The following is a 21112-nucleotide window of genomic DNA, read 5'->3' as shown; positions in this document are numbered from 1 at the left end:
CCGGAGCCCCCGCGGTGGTCGCTTCCCCCGGGCGACCCCGCGGGTCCGTTCAGGTGCGGATCGTCGTCAACCTCGACGATCCGCACCTGGAGGTGTGGGCCGCCGTCCCGGTCAACCTGCGCGCGATCGTCGAGGCGCTCCCACCCGCCGCCGCCCCGATCGTCGGCTGGATCCCCGACATCGTGCTCGACAGCGCCGGCCTGACCGCCGGGCACGGCACCGTCGGCTTCTCCGCCGCGGCCGGCCGCCCCGGCGACGACACCGGCTCCGCCGACGTGCTGATCGCGGTGCTGCCCGCGGCGGACGGAGACACCACGTTCCTGGCCGGCGTCCAGCTGACGTCCACAGTGGACCTGGGTGGGGTGCCGGTGGTCGGCGGCATGCTTGCCGACCTCGCGATCCAGGACCTGCAGATCCTGTACGCCTCCGCCGACATCCCGGCCGGCGCGGTCCACCTGCCGCCGCCGGTGAGCGGACCGTCGCCCGCGTACGCCGCCGGCCTGCACCTGTCGTTCACCCTGCTGGCCGGCGACGCCGCGGAACGCATCACGCTGACACCGGCGAACGACCCCGTCGCCCAGGACGCCGACGACCCGGCGGCGGTGCGCTGGTTCCCCGTGCAGAAGAGTTTCGGGCCGCTGCTGCTCGGCCGGGTCGGCGTCCTCACCGTGCCCGACCGGTTCGGGCTGGCGCTGGATGCGACCGTCCGGACCGACGCGCTGTATCTCGACCTCGAAGGCTTCACCGTCTCGTTCGACCGCGAGAACATCTCCCCGTCCGGCGTCCGCGTCGACCTCGCCGGCCTCGGCGTCGCGTTCGCGTCGAAGGCCGTCCAGCTCAGCGGCAGCCTGGTGCGCCGCGACGGCCCCTCCTACGACGGGTCGCTCCTCATGCGGATCGGCAGGTTCGGGGTCACCGCCGCCGGGTCCTACGCGAGCCTGGACGGGCAGCCGTCGCTGTTCGCGTTCGCGCTCGTCATCGGTGCGTTCGGCGGCCCGCCCGCGTACTTCGTCACCGGCCTGGCCGCCGGCTTCGGCCACCATCGCGGCCTGCGGCTGCCCGGCCCCGGCCAGGCGCAGGACTTCCCGCTGGTGCGCGCCGCCCGGCTCGGCACCAGGTATCTGCCCGACGGCGACCCGTCCGCGGCGCTGGCGAAGCTCGTCTCCGGCGGCTGGGTGCCGCCCGAACTCGGCGCGCACTGGGTCGCCGCCGGCGTGCGCGCCACGTCGTTCCAGATGATCGAGACGTTCCTGCTGCTGGCCGTGCGGTGGGGCACCGAACTGGTCATCGCGCTGCTCGGCGTCGGCTCGCTGCAGCTGCCCCGGGCCGGTGCCGGCAACCCCTACACCTACGTCGAGCTGGTCGTCGACGCCACCGTGCGCCCCGACGACGGCACCGTCGAGGTCAACGCCCTGCTCACCCCGAACTCGTTCGTCATCGACCCCGCGTGCCGGCTGTCCGGCGGCTTCGCTTTCCGGCTGTGGACCGGCGCCCAGCACACCGGCGACTTCGTGCTCACCGCCGGCGGCTACCACGAGCACTACGACAAACCTGCGCACTACCCGGACGTGCCGAGGCTCGCCGTCGACTGGGTCATCTCCCCCGAGCTGCGCCTCGCCGGCACCGCCTACTTCGCGCTCACCCCGGCGTGCGTGATGGGCGGCGGCACCCTCGACCTCGCGTTCCGCTCCGGCGCCCTGGGCGCCTGGCTCCGGGCGTACGCCGACTTCCTGATGTACTGGCGGCCGTTCTCGTTCGACATCAGGATCGGCGTCGCCGTCGGGGTCTCCTACACCCTGGCCATCGGCTCGATCCGGCGCACGTTCACCGCAGAGCTGTCCGCCGACATCGAGCTGTGGGGACCGTCGCTCGCCGGTGTCGCGCACGTCCGCTGGTGGATCATCTCCTTCACGATCCCGATCAACGGCGGCGTCCGCCCGCCCCGCCGGCCGGGGGTGCTCGACAGCTGGCAGCTGTTCGCGGACTCGTTCCTGCCCGCCGCCGCGGACGTGTGCCGGCCGCGCGTCGACGCCGGGCTGCTGGGCGCGGTCCGTTCCGGCGAGCACGAGGTGTCGCTGGTCGCGGCCGTGCAGCTGCGGCTCGGCGCCGAGTCCGCCGTGCCGGCGACCGAGGTCGAGGTCGAGGGCCCGCCGGGCCGCGAGGTCCACTTGCACGGCAACGCTTTCGGGGTGTACCCGCTGGGCTCGCTCACGGTCTCCAGCCGCCTCACCCTCGCGCTGCACCGGGACGACGGCGACCTCGTCGACCTGCACGACTGGGCCTGGACGACACACGAGCAGGGCCTGCCGTACGCGCTGTGGGGGACCGTCAACACCGGCGTGCCCGGCCGGGACAGCCCGCTCGTGGACGGCCTGGTCGGGATCAGCGGGTCACCGCCGCCGCCGGCGGAGCCGGGCGCGCTGGACGTCGCGTGGACCGCGCTCACCGCCGCCGGCCTGCGCCCCGGCGTGCTGCCGCTGCCGCGCCGGACCCCGATCAACGGCACCACCCCGCCACCGGACCGCGATCCGCGCGACGTCGTCGCCGCGACCGTGGCCGATCCGCACGTCGTCGCCCGCCGCGCCGCCGTGGTCGACGCCCTGCTCGCTTCCGGGGTCGGCCGGGGCCTGCGCACCGGTCCCATGACCGGCCTGGCCGCGCAGGTGGACCGCACGTTCCCGGCGCCGCCGATGCTCGGGCCGCTCGGGACCACCGGCCCGCCGCCGGTGCCCGCGTCACCGCCCCGGCCGCAACCGCGGCCCGGGCCGGCCCGGCGCCGTCCCGCCGTGCCCCCGGTCCGGCTCGTCGCGCTGCTGCACCGGCGCCGGGCCGGCTCGTACGCCCACGTCCGGAGCACCCGCGGCGGCCGGGCGGTGCTCGACCTGCTCGGCGCCGCGCCCCGCCTCGGGGCCGGCACCTCGGCACTGTGGCGGGTCACCCCGGACGCCGGACACACCTTGCACGCCGACGGGCCGGTGCCGGTCGACGTGCTGGCGCTGGACGCGCACGGCAACCTCGTGCACCGGGCCCGGCTCACCGGCGAACACTGCCGGCTGCCGGCCGGGACAACCGTCGTGTACGCCGCCGCGGACCCGCCCGCCACCGCCCTGCGGCCCGGCACGACGCTGTTCGCCGCACTGCCGCAGGCCTGGCTCGCGCCGGGGCTGCTGCTGCGGCCGCAGGCGCCCTGCCCGGCACCGTCCGGCCGGCACACCCTGGCGCAGCTGCGGGAGCGGAACCTGGTCGAGACCGCGACCGGTCCCGCACCCGGCTGGCTCGGCGTCACCCTGCTCACCCCGGCCACCGCCGTCCAACTGCCCGCCGGCTCCGGACCCACCGACGTGTACCTCGTCGACGGGGACCACCGGCGGCTCCTGCACCCGGACCGGGACACCGGCGGGCGGGTGTACCGGCTGCCGGGCACGCCGGGCCCACTGGGCACCGTGCTGCAACTCGCGCCCGCGCCGGCCGGGCTCACCGTGGTGCACGACGCCGAACCGGGGCCGGTGGCCACCGGGACAACGAAGGTGGTGGTGTCATGAACGCCGACGTCCGGCTCGCCGACGAGGCCCGGCCCCCGCTGCCCGCCGGGGACTACCGGCTCGGCACGGCGCAGACCGTCCAACTGCCGCCGCAGTTCCAGCCGCCGCCGGTGTACCGCAGCGATCAGCGGATCCGCGTCGCCGGCCCGCACCTCGGGCTCGCGCCGGGTGACGTCGTCGCGGTGTTCCCGCCGGCGCACGCCGACGGCGACTTCTCCACCGCGCTCTGCCACGCGCTGCTGGACCGGTCGAGCCTGCCGTGGGAGATCGACCCGGAGGCCCGGCCGGGCGGGCTGCCGTGGCTCGCCGTCCTGCTGCTCGCCGCCGACGAGGTCGACGCCGGCAACGACGACGTCACCGGCGTGCGCGGCGTACCGCTCGCGGACTACCTGCGGCCGCCGGACGGGGTCCTCGGCCCGTCGCTGCCCGACCGGCAGCGGGACCGCTGGCTGGCGGAGCAGCCGGACCGGGACTGCACCGTGGTCGACGTGCTCGCGCCGGCGTTCGCCGCGGTCGCGCCGTGCGCGGGCGAGCTGCCGTGGCTCGCGCACGTCCGTGACGGCCACGCCGTCGTGCTCGGCAACCGGCTGGCCGCGCGCGGGCGGTACACGGCGCACCTGGTGTCGCTGGAAGGCTTCGTCGAGCGGCTGGCGGACCGGGCCGGGGTGCCGGAGGACTGCCGGGCGGTGCGGCTGCTGTCCCTGGCCCGGTGGGCATTCACCTCGACACCGACCGGCGCGTACTTCGCCGACCTGGTCGAGGGCCTCGACATCGGGCCGCTGCGGCTGCCGGCCCCCGACCCGGCCGCACCGGCGCCGGTCGGCAAGGCGGTGCACGGCGGCTACGTCCCGGTCGACTACCGCACCCGGCTCGGCGAACGCACCGTCGCCTGGTACCGCGGGCCGCTGCTGCCCGTGCCGATGGCGGCAGTCGCGCCGCGCGCCTACCCCACGGCCGAGGCCGCGATGATCTACGACGAGGAGACCGGCATGTTCGACCTGTCCTTCGCGGTCGCCTGGCAGGCCGGGCGGCTGCTCGCCCTGGCCGACCGGGGGTTCACCGCGGCCCTGCTCGCCTGGGTCCGCGCCGCCGAGGCCGGGCGGCGCCGGCGACCGCCCCTGGACGTCGGGCGCCTCGCCGGCGTGCTCGCCGACGCACTGACCACCGCGCTGCCCCCGCCGGGTGATCCGACCGGGCTGCGCCGGCACCGGCTGCCCGGGGTGCTCACCGAGGCCGCGGTCGCCGCCGGGCTGCGCGCCGGGGCCGATCCCGCCGCGATCCTGAGGACCGTCCGGTGACCGGCCCCGACACCCCGCCACCGGCGGTCACCGACTGGCTCGCCCGCCTGGAGCACCTGCACGGCGTGCCGTTCGCCAACCTGGTCGCCGACGCGCGGCTGCTGCCCGCCGAGTCCGTCCGGTTCTTCCACCTCGACGTCAACTGGCTGGAGGCGCTGCTCGACGGCGCCCTGTCGGTCGCGGCCAGCACCGACGCCCACGCCCGCACCGTCGCCGAACTGGTCACCACGGCTCCCGTGCCACCGTCCACACCGGACGGTCCCAGCGGGCTGCTGCTGCGTTCCGCGCTCGTGACCGGCTGGCCCGGGCTCACGGTCACCGGCTACGACGGCGCGGGCACGGCGCTGCCGCCGCTGCGGACCGCCCGCCCGGCGCCGAGCGTGCTGTTCGTCCTGTTCCCCCGTCTGGTGCACCGCGTCGAGCTGGAGCAGCCCGCCGAAGGGCTCTCGTTCGGCACCGGACCGACCCCGGTGCACGTGGTGCCGCGCTACCTGGGCGGCGCCGGTCATCCGGCCGGGCTGCCCGTTCGCGGTTCGCCGCGGGTACCGGTGCCGCTGCGGGATCCGGATCGGCGGGTGCTGGACGTCACCGCGCTCGCGGACCGGCTCGCCGACGCGCTCGCCGACGCCTACCGGCCGGACGCCGCGCCGCCGCTCACCCCGGCCGGCCTCGGCCTGCAACTGATCACCCCGGCGGCGCGGCGCGTGTTCACCGCACCCGACGCGGGTCGTGGGGGCCCGCGATGACCCCCGCCGCGCCGGCCCTGCTGGTCCCGATGATCGTCGAGGGGCTCGTCGTCACCGTCGGGTCCCGGGCCGGCAGCTGGTCCTACACCCCGCCGCGGTACGGCTTCCTGCCCTGGCACGAGTCCACCGACCCGGCCCCGTTCACCCCGCAGGTGCCGCTGCCCGGCCGGCCGGACTTCACCGGCGTGATCCTGCACTGGTCGCTGCCCGACGGCCTCACCCGGGGCGGCCCGGCCGGCCAGGACGGCACCGTCGCGTACCCGTCGATCCCGAACCGCTGGCTGGTCGTGCGCCGGCACCGGGACCCGGCCGATCCGCGCCGGTGGGCGTACCGGTGCGTCGTCATCGCCGCGGACCAGCCCGGCGACGAGACGGGCGCGCCGTGGCCCGGACCCGGCGGGGACCGCGAGATCCGGGTCGGGCGGTGGTGGCCGCTGGACGCGTTCCCGGGTGAGGAACGGCTGCCGCCGGCCGCCGTCGACGGGCCCTGGACGGCGGTCGGCCCCGGCGACGCGACGTTCGCGGCGTTCGCACCGAACGTGCCCAACGTGCTGTCGTTCGCCGACCCGCTCGCCGACGTCACCGCCGGCCCGCTCACCTACAGCGTCTACGGCTGGTACGCCGACCCGCGCGACGACCCGATGGACGACTGGCAAACCGTCGCGCAGTGGACCGAGCTCACCGCCCGGCTCGGCTGGTCGGTCCCCGAGCCCGACCGGGCCGTGGCCGCCGCCCGCCGCTGGGCCCAGGACCACGGCCGGACCGTCTCGCCGTCGGCGCCCCGGACGCTGTACCCCGCCCGCACCCTGTGCCACGGCACCCTGGCCGGCGTCGCCTGGCTGGGCCCGGACGGACCGCCGTTTACCGGCGTGCCCACCACCAACCCGCACCGGGCCGGCTACCGGCGCCCGCACATCGCCGTCGGCAACACCGCCGCCGACGCGACCATGGCGCTGCTCGGCGGCGACCCGGTGCTGGCCGAGGTGCTCCGGCCGGGCGAGGACGCCTGGTTCAACACCGGCCCCGGCGGCACCGGCTGGACCGTCGTCACCGCCGAGGCGCCCGACGAGCCGAGCGGCCGGCAGGCACCGGCGGCACTGTCGACCGCCCAGGCCGCGACCCTGACCGCGCTCAACACCGCGCAGCGCGGCCTCGACGAGAGCACCGCCCGGCTCGGCGGGCTGCGCAGCGAGCTCGACGCGTTGCGCTGGAAGCTGGAGTACCTCACCCGCCACCCGGCGCTGCGCGACCGGTGGGAGGACCAGGTCCTCGACGCCACCCGGCGGACCGAGGCGCGGACCGTCGAGGCGACCGGCGCGTGCCGCTGGTGGTCCGACCGGCGCGACACCGCGCTCGCCGCGCTCCGCGACGCCCTCGGCGACCTCGTCCTCAAGCCGGTCGACGGTGCGCCGCAGCTGCGCCCCAACGATCCGGTCGTGGTGATCGCCGGCGCCGGGCGCGCGTTCAAGCACGGCGACGACGGCCTCACCGCCGACGACGGCACGCTGGTCTGCCGCTTCACCGGCCAGACGTACGCGGCGATCGACGTGGGCACCGGCGCCGGCGACGTCCGCGTCGGCGGTGGCGACCTGCCCGTCCCGCCGGTGTCCGCCGGGTGGCTCCCGCCGGAACTGCCGGACCTGGCCGTCGAGGCGGTGCTGCTCGACCTGGCGAGCGCGCCGGTGATCGCCGCGCACGCCGATCCCGCCGACCCGTGGCCGCTGCTGGAACAGATCCGCCGGTCGCAGACCGTCATCTGGAACGCCGTGCTGCATCCCGCCCTGCCAGCGGCCGTCGTCGAGGACGCCGAGGGCCTGGTCACCGCGTACGGGCTCGGGGCCGTCCCGGCCGCCGCCGCCTACCAGCCGTGGGCGCCGCCGTGGTCCCCGCTCTACCTCGACTGGAAGGTGCGCTACCACCCGGGTGCGGCCCTGGCCGACGGGGCGCTGCGGGACTGGACCCCGCCCGGGGACGGTGACGGGGCACGGTACACGTGGCGCGGCGGCGACCCACGGACGCCCGGCATCACGCTGTCCGGCCGGACCCTGCTCACCCCGCAGCCCGGTGCCGTCCTCGCCGGCGCGCTGGACCGGCTCGCCGGCGGCGTCGACCCGCAGGCCGCCGCCGACCCGGCCGGCGACACCGACCCGGCGCTGACCGCGCTGCGCGACCTCGCCCACGACCTGCGCCGGGCCGACCTGCTGTGCCAGTCCCTGAGTGGGCTCGGGCAGGCGCTGCTGCAGCGCAGCCCCGGCACCGTGCGCGCCACCACGGTCGTCGCGGGGCAGGCGTGGGCGCCGGACTCCCGCCCGCTGGCCGACGCCCTCGCCCGCCAGTTCGCGCCGCTGCGGGCCGGTCACCTGACCGTCGTCGACCTGCGCGTGGTCGACGACTTCGGCCAGGTGTTCCGGATCATGGACGCCTCCCCGGCCCCGATCGTGTTCGACGCCGACCTCACCTCGCCGGTGCCGGGCCTGGCCGTCCTGCGCCCCCGCGTCACCCAGGACGCCCGCCTCGAACTGTCCCTGCTCGACGCCGGCGACGACAGCGAGGAGGTCGGCGTCGACACCGCCGCCGACCCGGTCTGCGGCTACCTGCTCTGCCAGCCGCTGGACCGCGCCGTCGCCGTGTACGACCCGGACGGTGCTCCCCTCGGCCAGCTCACCGCGGCCCGCGGCGGTGCCTGGTGGTGGCCGGCGCCCGGCGGCGGCACCGACGTCGACGGCATTCCCAACCGGCACCTGCGCGCCCTCGTCGAGGGGGTGCTGGCCCACCCCGACCTGGACGGCGCGCTGCGCGCCCTGCTGGAGCTGATGGCCGACGCGTCCTACCGCGAGGCCGGCGAGACGTGGAGCGACGAGGAGATGCCGCTGCCGATCGGACAGCCGATCGCCGTCGCCAGGGCCGCGCTGCGCTGGCGGCTCCCCGGCGGCCCGGCCACCGCCCAGCGCTGGGCGGACACCGGACGCGACACGACCGGGGGTTTCGAGCACGCACGGCTGCCCGTCTGGCTGGGCGGTGCCGGCCTGCCCGCCGACGGTGTGGTCGGCTGGTACTCCGGCGACGACTACGGGCGGATCAGCTCGCCGTTCGCGCCGGACCGTCCCGCGCCGGGCAGTTACGTCGGGCGGGCACCGGCCCGCCCGGCGCTCGACGACCCGGCCGGTGTGCCCGTCACCGTCCTCGTGGCGCCGCACGCGGCGATCCACGCCGTCAGCGGTGTCGTGCCGCCGGTCGCCGTCACCCTGCCCGCCCCGCTGGTCGCGCCCGCGCTGCGCCGGATGGCCGTGACGGTGCGGACCGGTCCCGTCCTCGACGACGGCGCCGGCCCGACCCTCCCGCTCGCCGCGATCGCCGGCGGTGCCTGGTCGTGGCTGCAGCACCCGCGACCGGGACACGGCACGATCGAGCACCAGATCGAGCCGGCCGACGACACCGCTCACCTGCCCGACGCGCCCCCGGTCGCCCGGGAGGGCTGGCTGCGACGGCGGCCCGGCGGCCCGGCGACGCGGTTCACCTACACCGTCACGCCGCGGGCCCTGGCCTGCACCGTCGAGGAGTCCCGGCCGTCCACGGCCATGCTCCGCCTGGTGGTCGCCAACGACACCGGAACGGATGTGCGGTGCACCGGGCTGACCTTCGCGCTGCCCGTCGGCCACGGCGAGGACGACCTGACCGGCGACCCGGAGCCGCTCGCCGCCACCGTCGACGAGGACTGGCACGTCGAGACCGACGGCACCGGCCGGTTCCACGCCACGCCGCGCACCGCGGCACCGGTCCCCGCCGGTCGCACGATCACGGTGGCCGTCCGCGGCGTCCTGGTCAACGCCGTGCCCGGCACCTGCGTCATCGAGGTCACCGAGGACACCGACGCCACCCGCACCACCGACCTGGTCGTGTCCACATTGGACACTTTGCCGGTCTGAGGATTTCCGTCTGAGGATTCGAGGATGCCATGTTGCGGTTCGAGATCAGCCCGGACCGGGTGTCGCGCAGCCACCCTGGCGGCGTCCCCGACGTCGTCTCGCTGCGGCTGACCGTGACGAACACCGGCGCGCTCCCGGTGCCGTTCGACCGGCTGGTGTTCGGCCTCGTCCCCGGCGACGGGCCGGCCGAGCTCACCGACGAGGAGCACGTCGGCGCCATCGTCGCCGCCGCGCAGCCCGGCTGGTACGTGCGCGGCGACGACGCCGGCGGGTTCAGCGCCGTCCCGCGGGTGCCCGGCTTCCACCTCGCCGCCGGCGCGAGCGTCGGCTTCGACCTGCACGACGTCGCCGTCAACGGGGCCACCGGAACGGCCACGATCGCGATCGGCGCGCCGGGTGCCCACGCCGCGACCGTCACCGTCGTCAAGGAGAACGGCCGGCCACACATCGAGTTCTTCGAGGGCCTGCCGACGGAGATCGAGCTCGGCGACGAGTGTGTCCTGCGGTGGCGCACCACCGGCGCGAGCCACTGCACGCTCGTCACGCCCGACGGCACGCTCCCGGTCGAACGCACCGGCTCCGCGCGGGTGCAGCCGACCACCACCTACACCTACCGCCTCATCGCCGAGGGCGACGGCCCGCCGGACACCCGGCCCTTCGAGGTCGTCGTGGCCGGCATGCGCATCGACGACTTCCGGGCCGGGCCCGACCGGGTCGCCCTCGGCGACCGGACCACCCTGCGATGGCTGATCAGCGGCGCCGCGTCGGCCACCGTCGAACCCGGCGGACCGGTCAACCGGCAGCACGGCACGCTGACCGTGCCGGTGCACGAGGACACCGACTTCACGCTCACCGCCACGCGCCCCGGGCTCATCCCGGTCGTGGCCTCCGCACCCGTGACCGTCGTCCCGGTCGACCTGCGCGACCTCACCGCCGACCCGCCGGTCATCCCGCCCGGGGAGAGCACCACGCTGCACTGGGACGCCGCCTGGAGCACCGGCTACCGGCTGGCGTGGCCGGGCGGCGCCGTCGACCTCGACCGGGAGGCCACCTCCTACCCGCTGCGCCCCGCCGCGACCACCACCTACACCCTGACGGCGGCCGGTCTGCGCCCGCGGAGCCGGGAGCTCACCGTCGCCGTCGGCGCCGCCCTCACCCGCCTCGGCCTCAGCACCGACCCGGCCCGCCCCGGCGCGGTGCTCCTGCACTGGCAGGTGCGTTGCGGCGAGGCCCGGCTCGGCACCGGCACGACCGCCGAACCGCCACTGGCGCCGGTCCCGGCCGAGGACAGCCGGTGGCTCACCCTCGGCCCGCGACCCACCTACGTGCGGATGCTCGCCGGCGACCGGGAGACCCGCCTGATCCTGGCCGGTGCCACCGCGCCGGGCGGCCCGCGGTTCGGGTCCTTCGACCTGACCGCGCCGGCCGGGCTGACGACGCCCCGCACCAGTGCCACGGTGCGCTGGAGCGCCGAGGGCGGCACGGTCTCCGGCACCGTTCGCGACGGCGACCGGTCCGAACCCCTGAGCGGCGGCACCGGCGACCGTCCCGCCTTCATCGGCGCCCGGGTCGCCCACCGAACGCTCTGGGCGGGCAACCTGATGGTCGAGGGCGGTGGTGCGTACGCCGCCCTCGACTGGGAGGTGCTGTGAACCCTTACCGCACGCGGATGTAGGCGTTCAGGTACACGTTGGCCGGGCGGGTGTCGGCGTTGCCGCCCTCGAACACGCTCACCGACCGCGCGCCGCCGAAACCCGCGATGCCGCCGCGGGTCTCACCGTGCACCTGGCGACTGTCCGTCGGCAGGTACGGCACCGCCACCGTGAACGGCGTCCGCGGCGCGCCCGTGGCGAAGCCCTGCACACTGCCGACCTCGCTCGGCTTGCCGGTGCCGCACCGGGTGCGGTCATTCGCGTCCGGGTCGGTGCCGGTGCCGTGGTCGGCGCCGCGCAGGAACCGCCCGCGCAGGTCCGGCAGCTGCACCCCGGTGCCGGCGGAACCGCCCCACCGGTAGTCGAGCGCCGCAGCCAGCTCGGCGTGCTCCGCGACGGGCAGGAGCCGCCCGTCGCACGGCAGCCAGCCACCACCGGCCGGGACCGGACCGCCGGCCGTCACGATCGTGCCGACCGGCACCGCCTCGCCGTAGGGCCGTCCCACGACGTAGAAGTCGACCGCGGCGTTGCCGGGACGGCTCTCCGCATCGCCGCCGGAGGGATGGAGCGTGACGGTGGCGCTGCCGCTGTTGCGCAGCGCGACGTGCCGGATCGCACCGGCGATGCTCTTGCCCTTGTCGGTGTCAGGCAGGTTCTGGAACGCGACCGTCGCGGGGCGCTCCCGGTTCGTCGGCACGGCCGTCGCCCACGACTGCGCCGAGCCGACCTCGTCGCCCTGCCGGCCACCTTCGGCGGCGGCGGTGCGCCGCGTGCGGTCGGGGTCGCGTCCAGCCGGGCCGCTCACGCCGCGCAGGAACCAGCCGCGGTGGTCCGGCAGCAGGAACGTGTCGTCCTCGCCGCGGCCGTGCACGTAGCCGATCGCGTCCCACAGCGCCTTGTACGGCCCGAACCGGCTCAACTCGGCACCGTCGCAGAGCAGCCAGGTGCCCGGCCGCGGACCGGCCGGGCCGGCGTACGGCACGACCGCACCGAGCGGCGCGCCGGCGCCCGCACGGGACTTGATGACGAAGTGGACGTACTTGTTCACCGGGCGGCTCTCCAGGTCACCGCCGAGCACCGGCACCCTGGTCGTGCGGTCGTTGTGCTCGGCGACCAGCGGCCCGCAGCCCGCGTCGTCGCGGGTCGACGGCACGTCGGCCCGGTTCACCGCCGCCGTGAGGCCGTTCCGCGCCGGTGCGGTGCCGTAGTCCTGGTACGACCCGACGTCGGCGCGGTCGTGGCCGCCTGCCGCCAGCGGCGAACGCCACCGCCACTCCGGGTCGCGGTCGTCGCGGGTGGCGGCGTCGGCGGTACACCGGATGAAGAGACCGCGCAGGTCCGGCACGTTGAACATCGGTGGGTTGCTCGCGACCCGGCCGAACGCGAACCCGATGGCCTCGTAGAGCTCCCGGTGGACCGTGCCGTCGTAGCGTTCACCGTCGCAGCGCAGCCAGCCGTCGGCCGCCAGGTCGCCAGGTGTGATCCCGGCGTAGCCGAGCACCGTGCCGACGGGCAGCTCACCGGCGTTCACCGGGCGGTCCTGTCGCACGCGACGGCGCCGAGCCGCGCCCGGGCCCGCGCGACGACCCAGCGCAGCCCGGCCGCGTCGCCGTGCCCGTCGAGGTACAGGTAGAACGTCTCGCGGAACGCGGCCTCGGCGTTGTCCAGCATCGCGGCGCAGACGATGTCGGCCGCCGCGGACGCCGGCGGCTCGCCCAGGTCCGCCACGTCGGTGCGGGCCTGCCCGGCGGCCTCGGCGGCGATCAGGCGGGCGCCGAGGCTGATCCGGTCGTCGAGCCAGTCCTGCATCGCGACCAGCCCGCGCACGGTGCGGAAGTCGAGGTAGACGCCCCGGCGGCGGGCGTGGTCCACGAACTGCCCGGCGTAGTCCACGGCGATCTGGTACAGCACGTGCGCGGGCAGGACCCGCTCCCGCATCACCGCCCAGACGACCCGGCTCGGATGGGTCGGCACGGCCAGCAGGTCGCCGACGGTGCGCCTGGACCCGCCACCGAACCAGCGGCGGAGGTCCCGTTCGGGGTAGAGCTGCAACGCTCCGGCGTCGATCAGCTCTCGGTAGCTGACCTCGCGGTCGAGCAGGGTGGCCGTCATCGTCGTCCCTTCCGTTCACGGCGGTTGTCGTCCACTCCGGGACGCCCGCGGGAACGGGGGTGATACGTCGAGAGTCCGACAGGACGGCGGCGTGCGGTCAGGCGTCGAACCACTCCGTGACGAGGCGGACGCCGTCGTCGAACGTCACGGCGACCCGGTGCCGCCCGGCCGGGAGCCGGTCGACCTGGAACCGGCCGCGGTCGTCGGCGCGGGTGGTCCGGGTGCCGGCCGGTGCCTCCACGGTGACATCGGCCGGCACCGGCGGGTCGAGCTGGCCGAGCAGGCGCAGGACGCCGTCGTCGGTCGACAGCTCCAGCACCACCGTGACGTCGTCACGTTCGAACGTCAGCAGCCGCGCCGCGCCGCCGCGCACGTGGGCGAGCTCCCGGCCCGTCGCGGCCGTGTCGTCGACGAGCCGGGCCAGCGCCCCGGCGAAGTTCCGCCACGCCAGGGCCTCGAACCCGGCCCGCACGAACAGGTCCGGCACCGGATCGCCGGTGCGCCACAGTGACTGCAGGGCCTCGCCCAGTGCCTCGTCGTTCATCGGGTACCTCACGTGTCTCGTCGGCCTTGCTGTCGGCCTGCTGTGGTGGCCGTTGGTCGTGGCCGTTGGTTGCCGGTGGTCCGGTCAGTCGGTCAGGATGGACCGGAGACCGGCGAGGCAGCGCGCCCTGGTGGGGCCGATACTGCCGATCGGGATGTCCAGCGCGGCACCGACCGTCTCGTAGGTCGGTGCCGGATCCGCGAACAGGACCCTGAGCAGCCGCTGGCAACCGTGCGACAGCCGGGACACCGCCTGCCACAGGACACGCTGGGACTCGTCGCGCAGCAGCCGCTCGTCGACCGCCGCGTGCGCGGCACCCGCGGCGCCGAGCCCGTCGACGTCGTCGACGGGCACGTCCCGCCCGGCCCGGCGGATCAGGTTGAGCGACTCCCGGCGGGCCGTCGTGGCGAGCCAGCCGGGCAGCCGGTCGGCGTCGCGGATGTCGTGCAGGTGCTCCACCAGCCGCAACCAGGTGCCCTGCACCACGTCGCCGGCGTCGGCGGTGGACAGACGGAACCCGCGCGCGACGGACCACACCAGGCCGGAGTAGGTCGTGACGATGGCGTTCCAGGCCTTTTGGTCGCCCTCGGCCGCGGCGGCCAGGGCCGCCGCGTGATCGAAATCAGTCACGCCCGGAACCCTAACAGCCGTTGCCACAGCGCGGTTGCCGCTCATTCCGCCGCCTCCGCTGCGCTCCGGCGTCGGCCTGAGCCAGACCTGCCACACGATGAGCGGCCCGAGCCGCTCCGCTGACCGCTCATACCGCCGCCTCCGCTGCGCTCCGGCGTCGGCCTGAGCCAGACCTGCCACACGATGAGCGGCCCGAGCCGCTCCGCTGGCCGCTCATACCGCCGCCTCCGCTGCGCTCCAGCGCCGACCTGAGCCAGACCTGCCACACAATGAGCGGCCCGAGCCGCTCCGCTGACCGCTCATGCCAGGCCGGGCAGTCCACCGTAGGAGCGTGCCGTCGCCTCCTTGCGCACGAGGTCGGCGGCGCCCAGCACGGAACCCGCCGCGCGGTGGTGGCTGGCGATCGCCGCCGCGGCGTACGGGGCGGCGAACGACGTCCCGCTCCACCGCGCGAAACCGGTCGGGAAATCCTCGTGGGTGACGTACGTGCTCGTGACGTCCGCGCCGGGAGCGGTCACGTCCACCCACGAGCCGCTGTTGCTCCACGGGCACAGCTCGGCACCGTCGTGCGCGGCGACCGCGATGACCTGCGACGCGAACGGCAGCGCGGTGCCGGCGAAGGCGGCCGGCCAGTACGGGCGGTCGCTGATGCCCTCGTTGCCGGCGGCCGCCACGACGACCCGGTCCCGGCCGCGCAGCAGCTTCGACAGCGCTGCCGCCAGCAGCAGCGGCGGGCGGTCGTTGCGGGTGAACCCGCCGAGCGACAGGTTCACCACGTCGACGTCGGTCAGGGCGAACAGCGCCCGGGCCAGGTCGACCTCGGTGCACAGGCCGTCGGCGTCGAGGACCTTGATCGCGCGCACCCGGGCGTTGTCGGTGCGGGACATGACGACGCCGATGATGAAGTTCGCGTGACCGAGATCGGTGCCGGAGACCAGTTCGTCGTCGAGGTCCTCGGTCTCGTACCAGTGCGACGGCAGCGGGCTGTCGGCCCACACCGCGGTGTCCAGCACGGTCAGCCGCACCGCGGCGTCCGCCGCCGGGCCGCCGTCCAGCGGGTACATCTCGGCGGTGACCGGCGGGCCGTAGGGGCCGCCCATCTCGAACGGGTTGGACAGGAACACGTGGTTCGGTGCGGCCGCACCGGTCGGCAGCGCCGCCGTCACCATCTCCGGTTCCGCGCCGGGCGCGGCCAGCCGCACGAAACCGGCAACGGCCGGCAGCGCGGTGATCGCCCCGGGCGCCACCCCGGCCGACACCAGCGCAGCGCGGGCCGCGCGCTCGTGCTCGACCGCCACCAGCACCTCGTTCTTCGTGCGGCGCACGGGCCGGCCGGCCGTGGTCTCGGTGTGCAGCCACGGCAGTGCCGCCAGCCGGGCAGCGCGGCGCTCGTGCCAACGTCCGAACGGAGCATTCGCCATCGCAGATCTTCCTCACTCGTTGCCGTGGATAGGATGCGCAAGATGACGCGCGAGGACGGGCCCCTGATACATCCGGGCGGCATGAATTCCGGCCGGATCGGGTGACCGGCCCGCAGCGTGGTGGAGGGGCCGGTCGCCGGCGCCGGGACGCAGCGGAGGCGGCGGCATGACCATCCCCTCCGACCAGCTCCTGCAGGCGATCCAGGCCGACCCGCACCGGGCCGCCGCCGACGCCCGCGACGCGCTCGCCAAGGCCCGTGCGGGCAGCGACTTCGCCGCCGCGGCCGCGGCGCAGCGCGTGCTGGGGCTCGCCGCGCACGGGCTGCACGACGCGACCGCCGCCGCCGGGCACCTGCGCGCCGCGATCCGCTCCGCGCACCGGGCCGGCGACGCCACCGTGGAGGCCGAGTGCCGCATGAGCCACGCGCTCGTGCTCGACGACCGCGGCGCGTCCGCGGCGGCGCTGCGCGAGATCGAGCGGGCCTGCCTGCAGCTCACCGGCCTGCGCCTGGCCCGCGCGACCATGCAGCGGGCGCTGATCCTGCGCCGGGTCGGCCGCGACGACGACGCCCTCGCCGGCTATCAGCGCGCGCTGACGGCCTTCCGGCAGCACGGCGACGCGCTCTGGGAGGGCCGCGCCCTGGTGAACCGCGGGGTGCTGCGCGGCTACCGCGGCGAGCTCGGCCCGGCCCGGGCGGACCTCGGCCGCGCGGTGCAGATCTTCACCGGCCTGGGGCTGCCCGACGCGGTCGCGCGGACCCAGCACAACCTCGGGTTCCTCGCCGCACAGGCGGGCGACGTGCCGGCCGCGCTGTCGTACTACGACCAGGCGCACGACCGCCTCGCCTACGTCGGCGCCGCCGCGGTCACCCAGCTCGACCGGGCCGAACTGCTGCTCACCGCCCGGCTGTGGCCCGAGGCGCGGGCCGCGGTCGGCGAGGCGGTCGAGGCCGCCCGGGCCGGCGCGTTCTCGTCGCTGCTCGGCCAGGCGCAGCTGCTGTCCGCGCGGATCGAACTGGTCGGCGGCGACGCCGGTCTCGCCCGGGCCCTCGCCCGGCAGGCCCGGGCCACGTTCACCCGGCAGGCCCGCCCGATCTGGGCGGCGCTCGCCCACCGCGTCGAGCTCAGCGCGAGGGTCGCGGCCGCCGGCAGCAACCGGCGCGTCCTGCGGGACCTGGAGACGGTCGGTGACCGGCTGGCCGCCGCTGTCTGGCTGCCCAGCGCCTGGGACACCTGGGTCGACGCCGCGCACGTCGCCGTCGACCTCGGCGACGTGGCCACCGCGACCCGCTGCCTCGAGAAGGCCGACGCCGGCCGGCGCGCCGGGTCGGCGCCGCTGCGGGCGCGGGCGTGGCACGCCGCGGCACGCATCGCGCTGCGGGAGGACCGGCTGCCGGTCGCCAAGCGCCGGCTCGCCGCCGGCTATCGCGACATCGAGCAGCACCAGGCCACGCTCGGCGCCACCGAGCTCGGGATGCGCGGCGGTGCCGTCGGCGTCGACATCGCCGCGACCAGGCTGCGCCTCAGCCTCGGCGAGGGCGACGCCCGTGGCGCGCTGACCTGGCTGCAGCGGGTCCGCAGCGCGGCGCTGCGGCTGCCACCGGCCCGCCCGTCCGACGACCCGGTGGTCGAGGCGCTGCTCGCGGAGCTGCGCACGGTCGCGACGGAGAGCGCCACGACCGCGCTCGACTCGCCGCGCACCGCCCGGCTGCTGCGCCGCCAGCGCACGATCGAGGCCGAGGTGCGGCAGCGGTCCTGGCGCAGCGCCGGCACCCCGGTCGCGGCGCGCCGCCCGCCCTCACTGGCCGCGCTGTCCGCGGCGCTCGGCGACCGGGTGCTCGTCGAGCTGGCGGCGCTCGACGGCCGATTGCACGCGCTGGTGCTCGCCGACGGCCGCGTCCGGCACCGCCAGCTGTGCCCGGTCGAGCCGGTCACGACGGAGCTGACCGCGCTGCGGTTCGCGATCCGCCGGCGGGTCGTCTACCCGGGGACCCGCATCGCCGCCCGCGCCGACGACGCGGCGGCGTACTCCGCCGGCGTCCTCGACCGGCTGCTGCTGCGCCCCCTCGCGGATCTGCTGGACGAGCGGCCGGTGGTGCTCGTGCCCAGCGGCGCCCTGCACGCCCTGCCGTGGGCGATGCTGCCGACCTGCCACGGCCGGGCGGTGACGGTCAGCCCGTCGTCGTGGCAGTGGTGGTGGGCCGCGACCGCGGACGCCCACTGCGGCCACGGCCGGGTGCTGGTCGCCGGTCCCGCGCCGCACCACGCGAGCGTCGAGGTCACCACGCTCGCCGGATGGCTGCCGGCGGTCACCGCCCTCACCGGCACGGCGGCGACGGTGACCGGCGCGCTGCGCACCCTCGACGGCGCGGCGCTGGGGCACGTGGCGAGCCACGGCGTGTTCCGCGCCGACAACCCGATGTTCTCCCACCTGATCCTCGCCGACGGGCCGCTCACCGTGTGCGACCTGTCGGCCCTGCGCCGCCCCCCGGAGCTGCTGGTGCTCTCCTCGTGCGACGCGGGGTTGTCCGCGGTGCACCCCGGCGACGAGCTGCAGGGGCTGGCGGCCGCCCTGCTCGGTCTTGGTACCCGTACCGTCGTGGCGAGCCTCGGTCCGGTCGACGACGAGGACACGCTGCGGCTCATGACCGACCTGCACCGCCGCCTCGCCGACGGCGTCGCCCCGGCCGTCGCGCTGGCCCGGGCGCAGTCAGCCGGCGTGGACCGGATCAGCGCGGCGACGTTCATCTGCATGGGCGCGGGCTGAGCGGTCAGCCCCGCCAGGCCTGCGCCTCGGCGTCTGTCAGCAGGTACTGCGTGCCGGGCCGGGGTGGCCGCGGGCCACGGAGCCGGGCGGCCAGAGTGACCGCCGCGGACACCACCGCTCCCCCGACCGCCACCAGAACCGCGATCCAGGCCGCTGTGTCGTAGCCGTCCGGGTTCCCGGCCGACCAGCCGTAGAACGGCCAGCCGATGCCGACCGCGGTCAGCACCGCCACGCCCAGCACACCCACCGGATGCCACCAGCGCAGCCCCCGGTCATCGGCAACCGTCGCCAGGAACCAGGCCAGACCCGACATCGCGACCACGATCCCGAAGATGCCGGCGAACCACGTGCCGGCGGCGACCCCGAACAGCAGCGCGAGCGAGCCGAGCACGGTCAGCCCGGCCGCTCCCGCCGCGAGCCGGCGGCGGCGGGTCAGCACCGGCAGCAGCGCGAGGCAGACCAGGACGGGCACCGCCGATCCGGCCAACGCGAACTCCAGCCAGACGTGCTGTCCGGCTCCCACAAGCGGATCGACGGACGGCGAGCCGGTCTCGGCCGGCACCCCGACCCGCTGCCACGTCCCGTCGGCGAACCTGACGGCGAGGCCGTCGCGCCGGTTGGCGACGAGCACGAGGTGGCCGCCGGTGACCGGCAGCACGGCCACCTCGGCCGAGACCAGGTCGACGCGGGTCGACTTGAGGTCGTCGACCTGCCTGGCCAGGAACTCCCGCCGCCCGTCCGAGACCTCCCAGGACAGCCGCCAGGTCCGGCCGTCGTCGACGGTCTCCTCGACGGCCATCCGCCCGGGCACGACGCGGTAGCAGTGCGCCGGCGTGTCAGGCACGCACGCCTGGGTGCGCAGCGGCTCGGGGGCCGGCGGCGAGGTCTCCGACGACTTGGGATCGTCCACCCAGGTCCGGCCATCGGTCGTCGACACCCAGGAGTACGGCCGCGGCTCCGCGGCCGGGTCGGCGTTGAGGGCGTGGTAGCCGTTGTACAGCCCGACCAGTGCCCGGCCGTCGACCACCTGGACCCGGGCGACGGCCGGGTAGTACGGGGCGCTGGTGGCGGCGACCGCGAGCACCGCCACCGGGAGCACCAGCGCGGCGCGCACGGTGCGGGTCCACCGCTCCGGCAGTTCGGCCGTGCGTACACGGGTCCAGGTCCACCAGGCGAGCGCGAGCGCGGGCAGCGCGACGAGGTCGGTCATGTCGGCGAGCACCGTGGACGGCCGCACCAGGCTCCACGCCGCCGACGCGAACCCGGCCCCGGCCGCCGTGGCCTTCACCCAGGCGAATCCGAGCCCGACGCCGGCCAGCCCGGCGACGGCGGCCACCCGGGCCGGCACGCGCGGGACGAGCAGGCACAGCACCGCGGCGACCAGCGCCGGGGCGAAGACGAGCCCGGCGACGTCGCTCAGCTTGCCGGTGACCGTTCCCGGGTACGCCGCCTTCAGCAAATGATCGTTGACCAGCAGCACGACGACCGCGCCGACGGTGACCGGATGGGTCATCCAGGCGAGGGCGACCGCGACGTGCCGCATACCGGAGGTGCGCTCCATTGGCACATCATCCGGCTCCTCGGCGACGCCATCAGCCCCGTTGCGCGACCGTTATCGGCGCTCGCCGGTCACCGCGGCCAGGTGGTCGGCGACCGGCTGGTGCAGTGCCCGTGACACCCGGCCCATTTCGGCGCGCAGCTCCGGCATCGCCCAGTCGGCGGGCCGCAGCTGGGCCGGCAGCACCGGGGCGCGCAGCATGTCCACGTACACCGGACCCAGCAGGTCGTTGAGTTCGCGCAGGGCCGCCGCGCCGGTCGGCAGCGGGACCGCCGGCGCGCTGGTCAGGCGGGCGACGTGGCCCCGGAGGATCTCGTTGAGGGCCGGCAGGTCCCAGGCCGCCGCCGCGGCCGACGCGGCGTCGGGCTCGGCGAGCTGGAGGCGGGCCGGGTGGATGCGGGCCGAGGCCGGTGCCTCCTGCAGCACGTCGGCGAGGTCGTGGAACCGGTCGTGCAGACTGATGAGCACGCCCGGGATCAGGATGCCGAAGCCCTTGAGGATCGCGGCGCGGCGCAGCCGGTCACGGAACGCGCGCTCGTCCTCCGGCACCTGGTACACCAGCGCGTGGAAGTGCCCCGGCCAGGTGACCTCCGCCGTTGGCCCGGACCGGAGCCGGTGGAAGCCGCGGGCGAGGTCGCCGTCGAGCCGGTAGCTGACGTGCCGGCCACGGCGGGTGGTGCTCAGGTGGCCCTCGCCGCGCAGCCGGGCGATCAGGGCCCGGCCCGCTCCGGGAGACAGGCCGAGGTCGCCGAGCAGGCGCAGCAGCGCCGGGCCGGGCAGCTCGTCCTGGCCCGCGACGCCGAAGAGAAACGGGACCAGGCGGACGGATCGGCCCCGCGAGGTACCAAGAACGGAGTCCATTGATGATACGCTCCCGTTCACGATCGTGAGCCTAAGTGTTACATCCCGAGGAGGA

The 21112-nt window shown here is 76.2% G+C and carries 13 protein-coding genes; 6 read left to right on the top strand and 7 right to left on the bottom strand.

The window, feature by feature from the left end:
- Positions 1-53: 53 nt before the first annotated feature.
- Genes ACFPIJ_RS09725 through ACFPIJ_RS09705 form a run of 5 tightly spaced genes read left to right on the top strand, consistent with a single transcriptional unit; the run spans position 54 to position 11164 of the window.
- Positions 54-3542, top strand: a complete 3489-nt coding sequence (locus ACFPIJ_RS09725; RefSeq protein ID WP_380114363.1) for a DUF6603 domain-containing protein — start codon at positions 54-56, stop codon at positions 3540-3542.
- Positions 3539-4840, top strand: coding sequence for a hypothetical protein (locus ACFPIJ_RS09720; protein ID WP_380114362.1), 1302 nt, complete (start codon positions 3539-3541; stop codon positions 4838-4840). The genes ACFPIJ_RS09725 and ACFPIJ_RS09720 overlap by 4 nt, the downstream gene beginning before the upstream one ends.
- Positions 4837-5586 (top strand): hypothetical protein, encoded by a 750-nt coding sequence (locus tag ACFPIJ_RS09715; protein WP_380114361.1) that lies wholly within the window; start codon positions 4837-4839, stop codon positions 5584-5586. Before ACFPIJ_RS09720 ends, ACFPIJ_RS09715 begins: the two co-directional genes overlap by 4 nt.
- Positions 5583-9512 (top strand): hypothetical protein, encoded by a 3930-nt coding sequence (locus tag ACFPIJ_RS09710; protein ID WP_380114360.1) that lies wholly within the window; start codon positions 5583-5585, stop codon positions 9510-9512. Before ACFPIJ_RS09715 ends, ACFPIJ_RS09710 begins: the two co-directional genes overlap by 4 nt.
- A 29-nt stretch (positions 9513-9541) precedes the next feature.
- Positions 9542-11164, top strand: coding sequence for a hypothetical protein (locus ACFPIJ_RS09705; protein WP_380114359.1), 1623 nt, complete (start codon positions 9542-9544; stop codon positions 11162-11164).
- Positions 11165-11168: 4 nt separating this feature from the next.
- On the opposite strand, the gene ACFPIJ_RS09700 is transcribed toward ACFPIJ_RS09705, so the two are convergent.
- The 5 genes from ACFPIJ_RS09700 to ACFPIJ_RS09680 all read right to left on the bottom strand — a co-directional run bounded on the left by ACFPIJ_RS09700 (position 11169) and on the right by ACFPIJ_RS09680 (position 15871).
- On the bottom strand, positions 11169-12695 hold the full coding sequence (locus ACFPIJ_RS09700; protein WP_380114358.1) for a phage tail protein: 1527 nt from the start codon (positions 12693-12695) through the stop codon (positions 11169-11171).
- A complete protein-coding gene (locus tag ACFPIJ_RS09695; RefSeq protein WP_380114357.1) occupies positions 12692-13276 on the bottom strand; it encodes a hypothetical protein in 585 nt (194 codons plus the stop codon). Before ACFPIJ_RS09695 ends, ACFPIJ_RS09700 begins: the two co-directional genes overlap by 4 nt.
- Before the next feature lie 97 nt (positions 13277-13373).
- A complete protein-coding gene (locus ACFPIJ_RS09690) occupies positions 13374-13820 on the bottom strand; it encodes a carboxypeptidase-like regulatory domain-containing protein (RefSeq protein WP_380114356.1) in 447 nt (148 codons plus the stop codon).
- An 84-nt stretch (positions 13821-13904) separates the two neighbouring features.
- The gene (locus tag ACFPIJ_RS09685; protein ID WP_380114355.1) at positions 13905-14450 is read right to left on the bottom strand and encodes an RNA polymerase sigma factor; all 546 of its coding nucleotides are present in this window, start codon (positions 14448-14450) and stop codon (positions 13905-13907) included.
- A gap of 299 nt (positions 14451-14749) precedes the next feature.
- Positions 14750-15871 carry a S8 family peptidase gene (locus ACFPIJ_RS09680; RefSeq protein WP_380114354.1) on the bottom strand — a complete coding sequence of 374 codons (1122 nt, stop codon included), beginning with the start codon at positions 15869-15871 and terminating at the stop codon, positions 14750-14752.
- Positions 15872-16037: 166 nt separating this feature from the next.
- Between ACFPIJ_RS09680 and ACFPIJ_RS09675 the strand changes: the two genes are divergently transcribed.
- Positions 16038-18638 (top strand): CHAT domain-containing protein, encoded by a 2601-nt coding sequence (locus tag ACFPIJ_RS09675; RefSeq protein ID WP_380114353.1) that lies wholly within the window; start codon positions 16038-16040, stop codon positions 18636-18638.
- A gap of 4 nt (positions 18639-18642) precedes the next feature.
- On the opposite strand, the gene ACFPIJ_RS09670 is transcribed toward ACFPIJ_RS09675, so the two are convergent.
- Complete coding sequence (locus ACFPIJ_RS09670; protein WP_380114352.1) at positions 18643-20199, bottom strand: hypothetical protein; 1557 nt, start codon at positions 20197-20199, stop codon at positions 18643-18645.
- A 51-nt stretch (positions 20200-20250) separates the two neighbouring features.
- Positions 20251-21057 carry a hypothetical protein gene (locus ACFPIJ_RS09665; RefSeq protein WP_380114351.1) on the bottom strand — a complete coding sequence of 269 codons (807 nt, stop codon included), beginning with the start codon at positions 21055-21057 and terminating at the stop codon, positions 20251-20253.
- Positions 21058-21112: the final 55 nt, after the last annotated feature.

Origin of the sequence: Dactylosporangium cerinum (assembly GCF_042653625.1) — a bacterium.
Taxonomy (GTDB): Bacteria; Actinomycetota; Actinomycetes; order Mycobacteriales; family Micromonosporaceae; genus Dactylosporangium; species Dactylosporangium cerinum.
Note: the sequence above shows the minus strand (reverse complement) of the source record. Positions and strands in the feature narration are given on the sequence as shown.

Coding starts and splice junctions, on each gene's coding strand:
- ACFPIJ_RS09720 (WP_380114362.1), top strand. CDS start 3,539: ATGAACGCCGACGTCCGGCTCGCCGACGAGGCCCGGCCCCCGCTGCCC.
- ACFPIJ_RS09710 (WP_380114360.1), top strand. CDS start 5,583: ATGACCCCCGCCGCGCCGGCCCTGCTGGTCCCGATGATCGTCGAGGGG.
- ACFPIJ_RS09705 (WP_380114359.1), top strand. CDS start 9,542: ATGTTGCGGTTCGAGATCAGCCCGGACCGGGTGTCGCGCAGCCACCCT.
- ACFPIJ_RS09695 (WP_380114357.1), bottom strand. CDS start 13,276: ATGACGGCCACCCTGCTCGACCGCGAGGTCAGCTACCGAGAGCTGATC.
- ACFPIJ_RS09690 (WP_380114356.1), bottom strand. CDS start 13,820: ATGAACGACGAGGCACTGGGCGAGGCCCTGCAGTCACTGTGGCGCACC.
- ACFPIJ_RS09680 (WP_380114354.1), bottom strand. CDS start 15,871: ATGGCGAATGCTCCGTTCGGACGTTGGCACGAGCGCCGCGCTGCCCGG.
- ACFPIJ_RS09675 (WP_380114353.1), top strand. CDS start 16,038: ATGACCATCCCCTCCGACCAGCTCCTGCAGGCGATCCAGGCCGACCCG.
- ACFPIJ_RS09670 (WP_380114352.1), bottom strand. CDS start 20,199: ATGGAGCGCACCTCCGGTATGCGGCACGTCGCGGTCGCCCTCGCCTGG.
- ACFPIJ_RS09665 (WP_380114351.1), bottom strand. CDS start 21,057: ATGGACTCCGTTCTTGGTACCTCGCGGGGCCGATCCGTCCGCCTGGTC.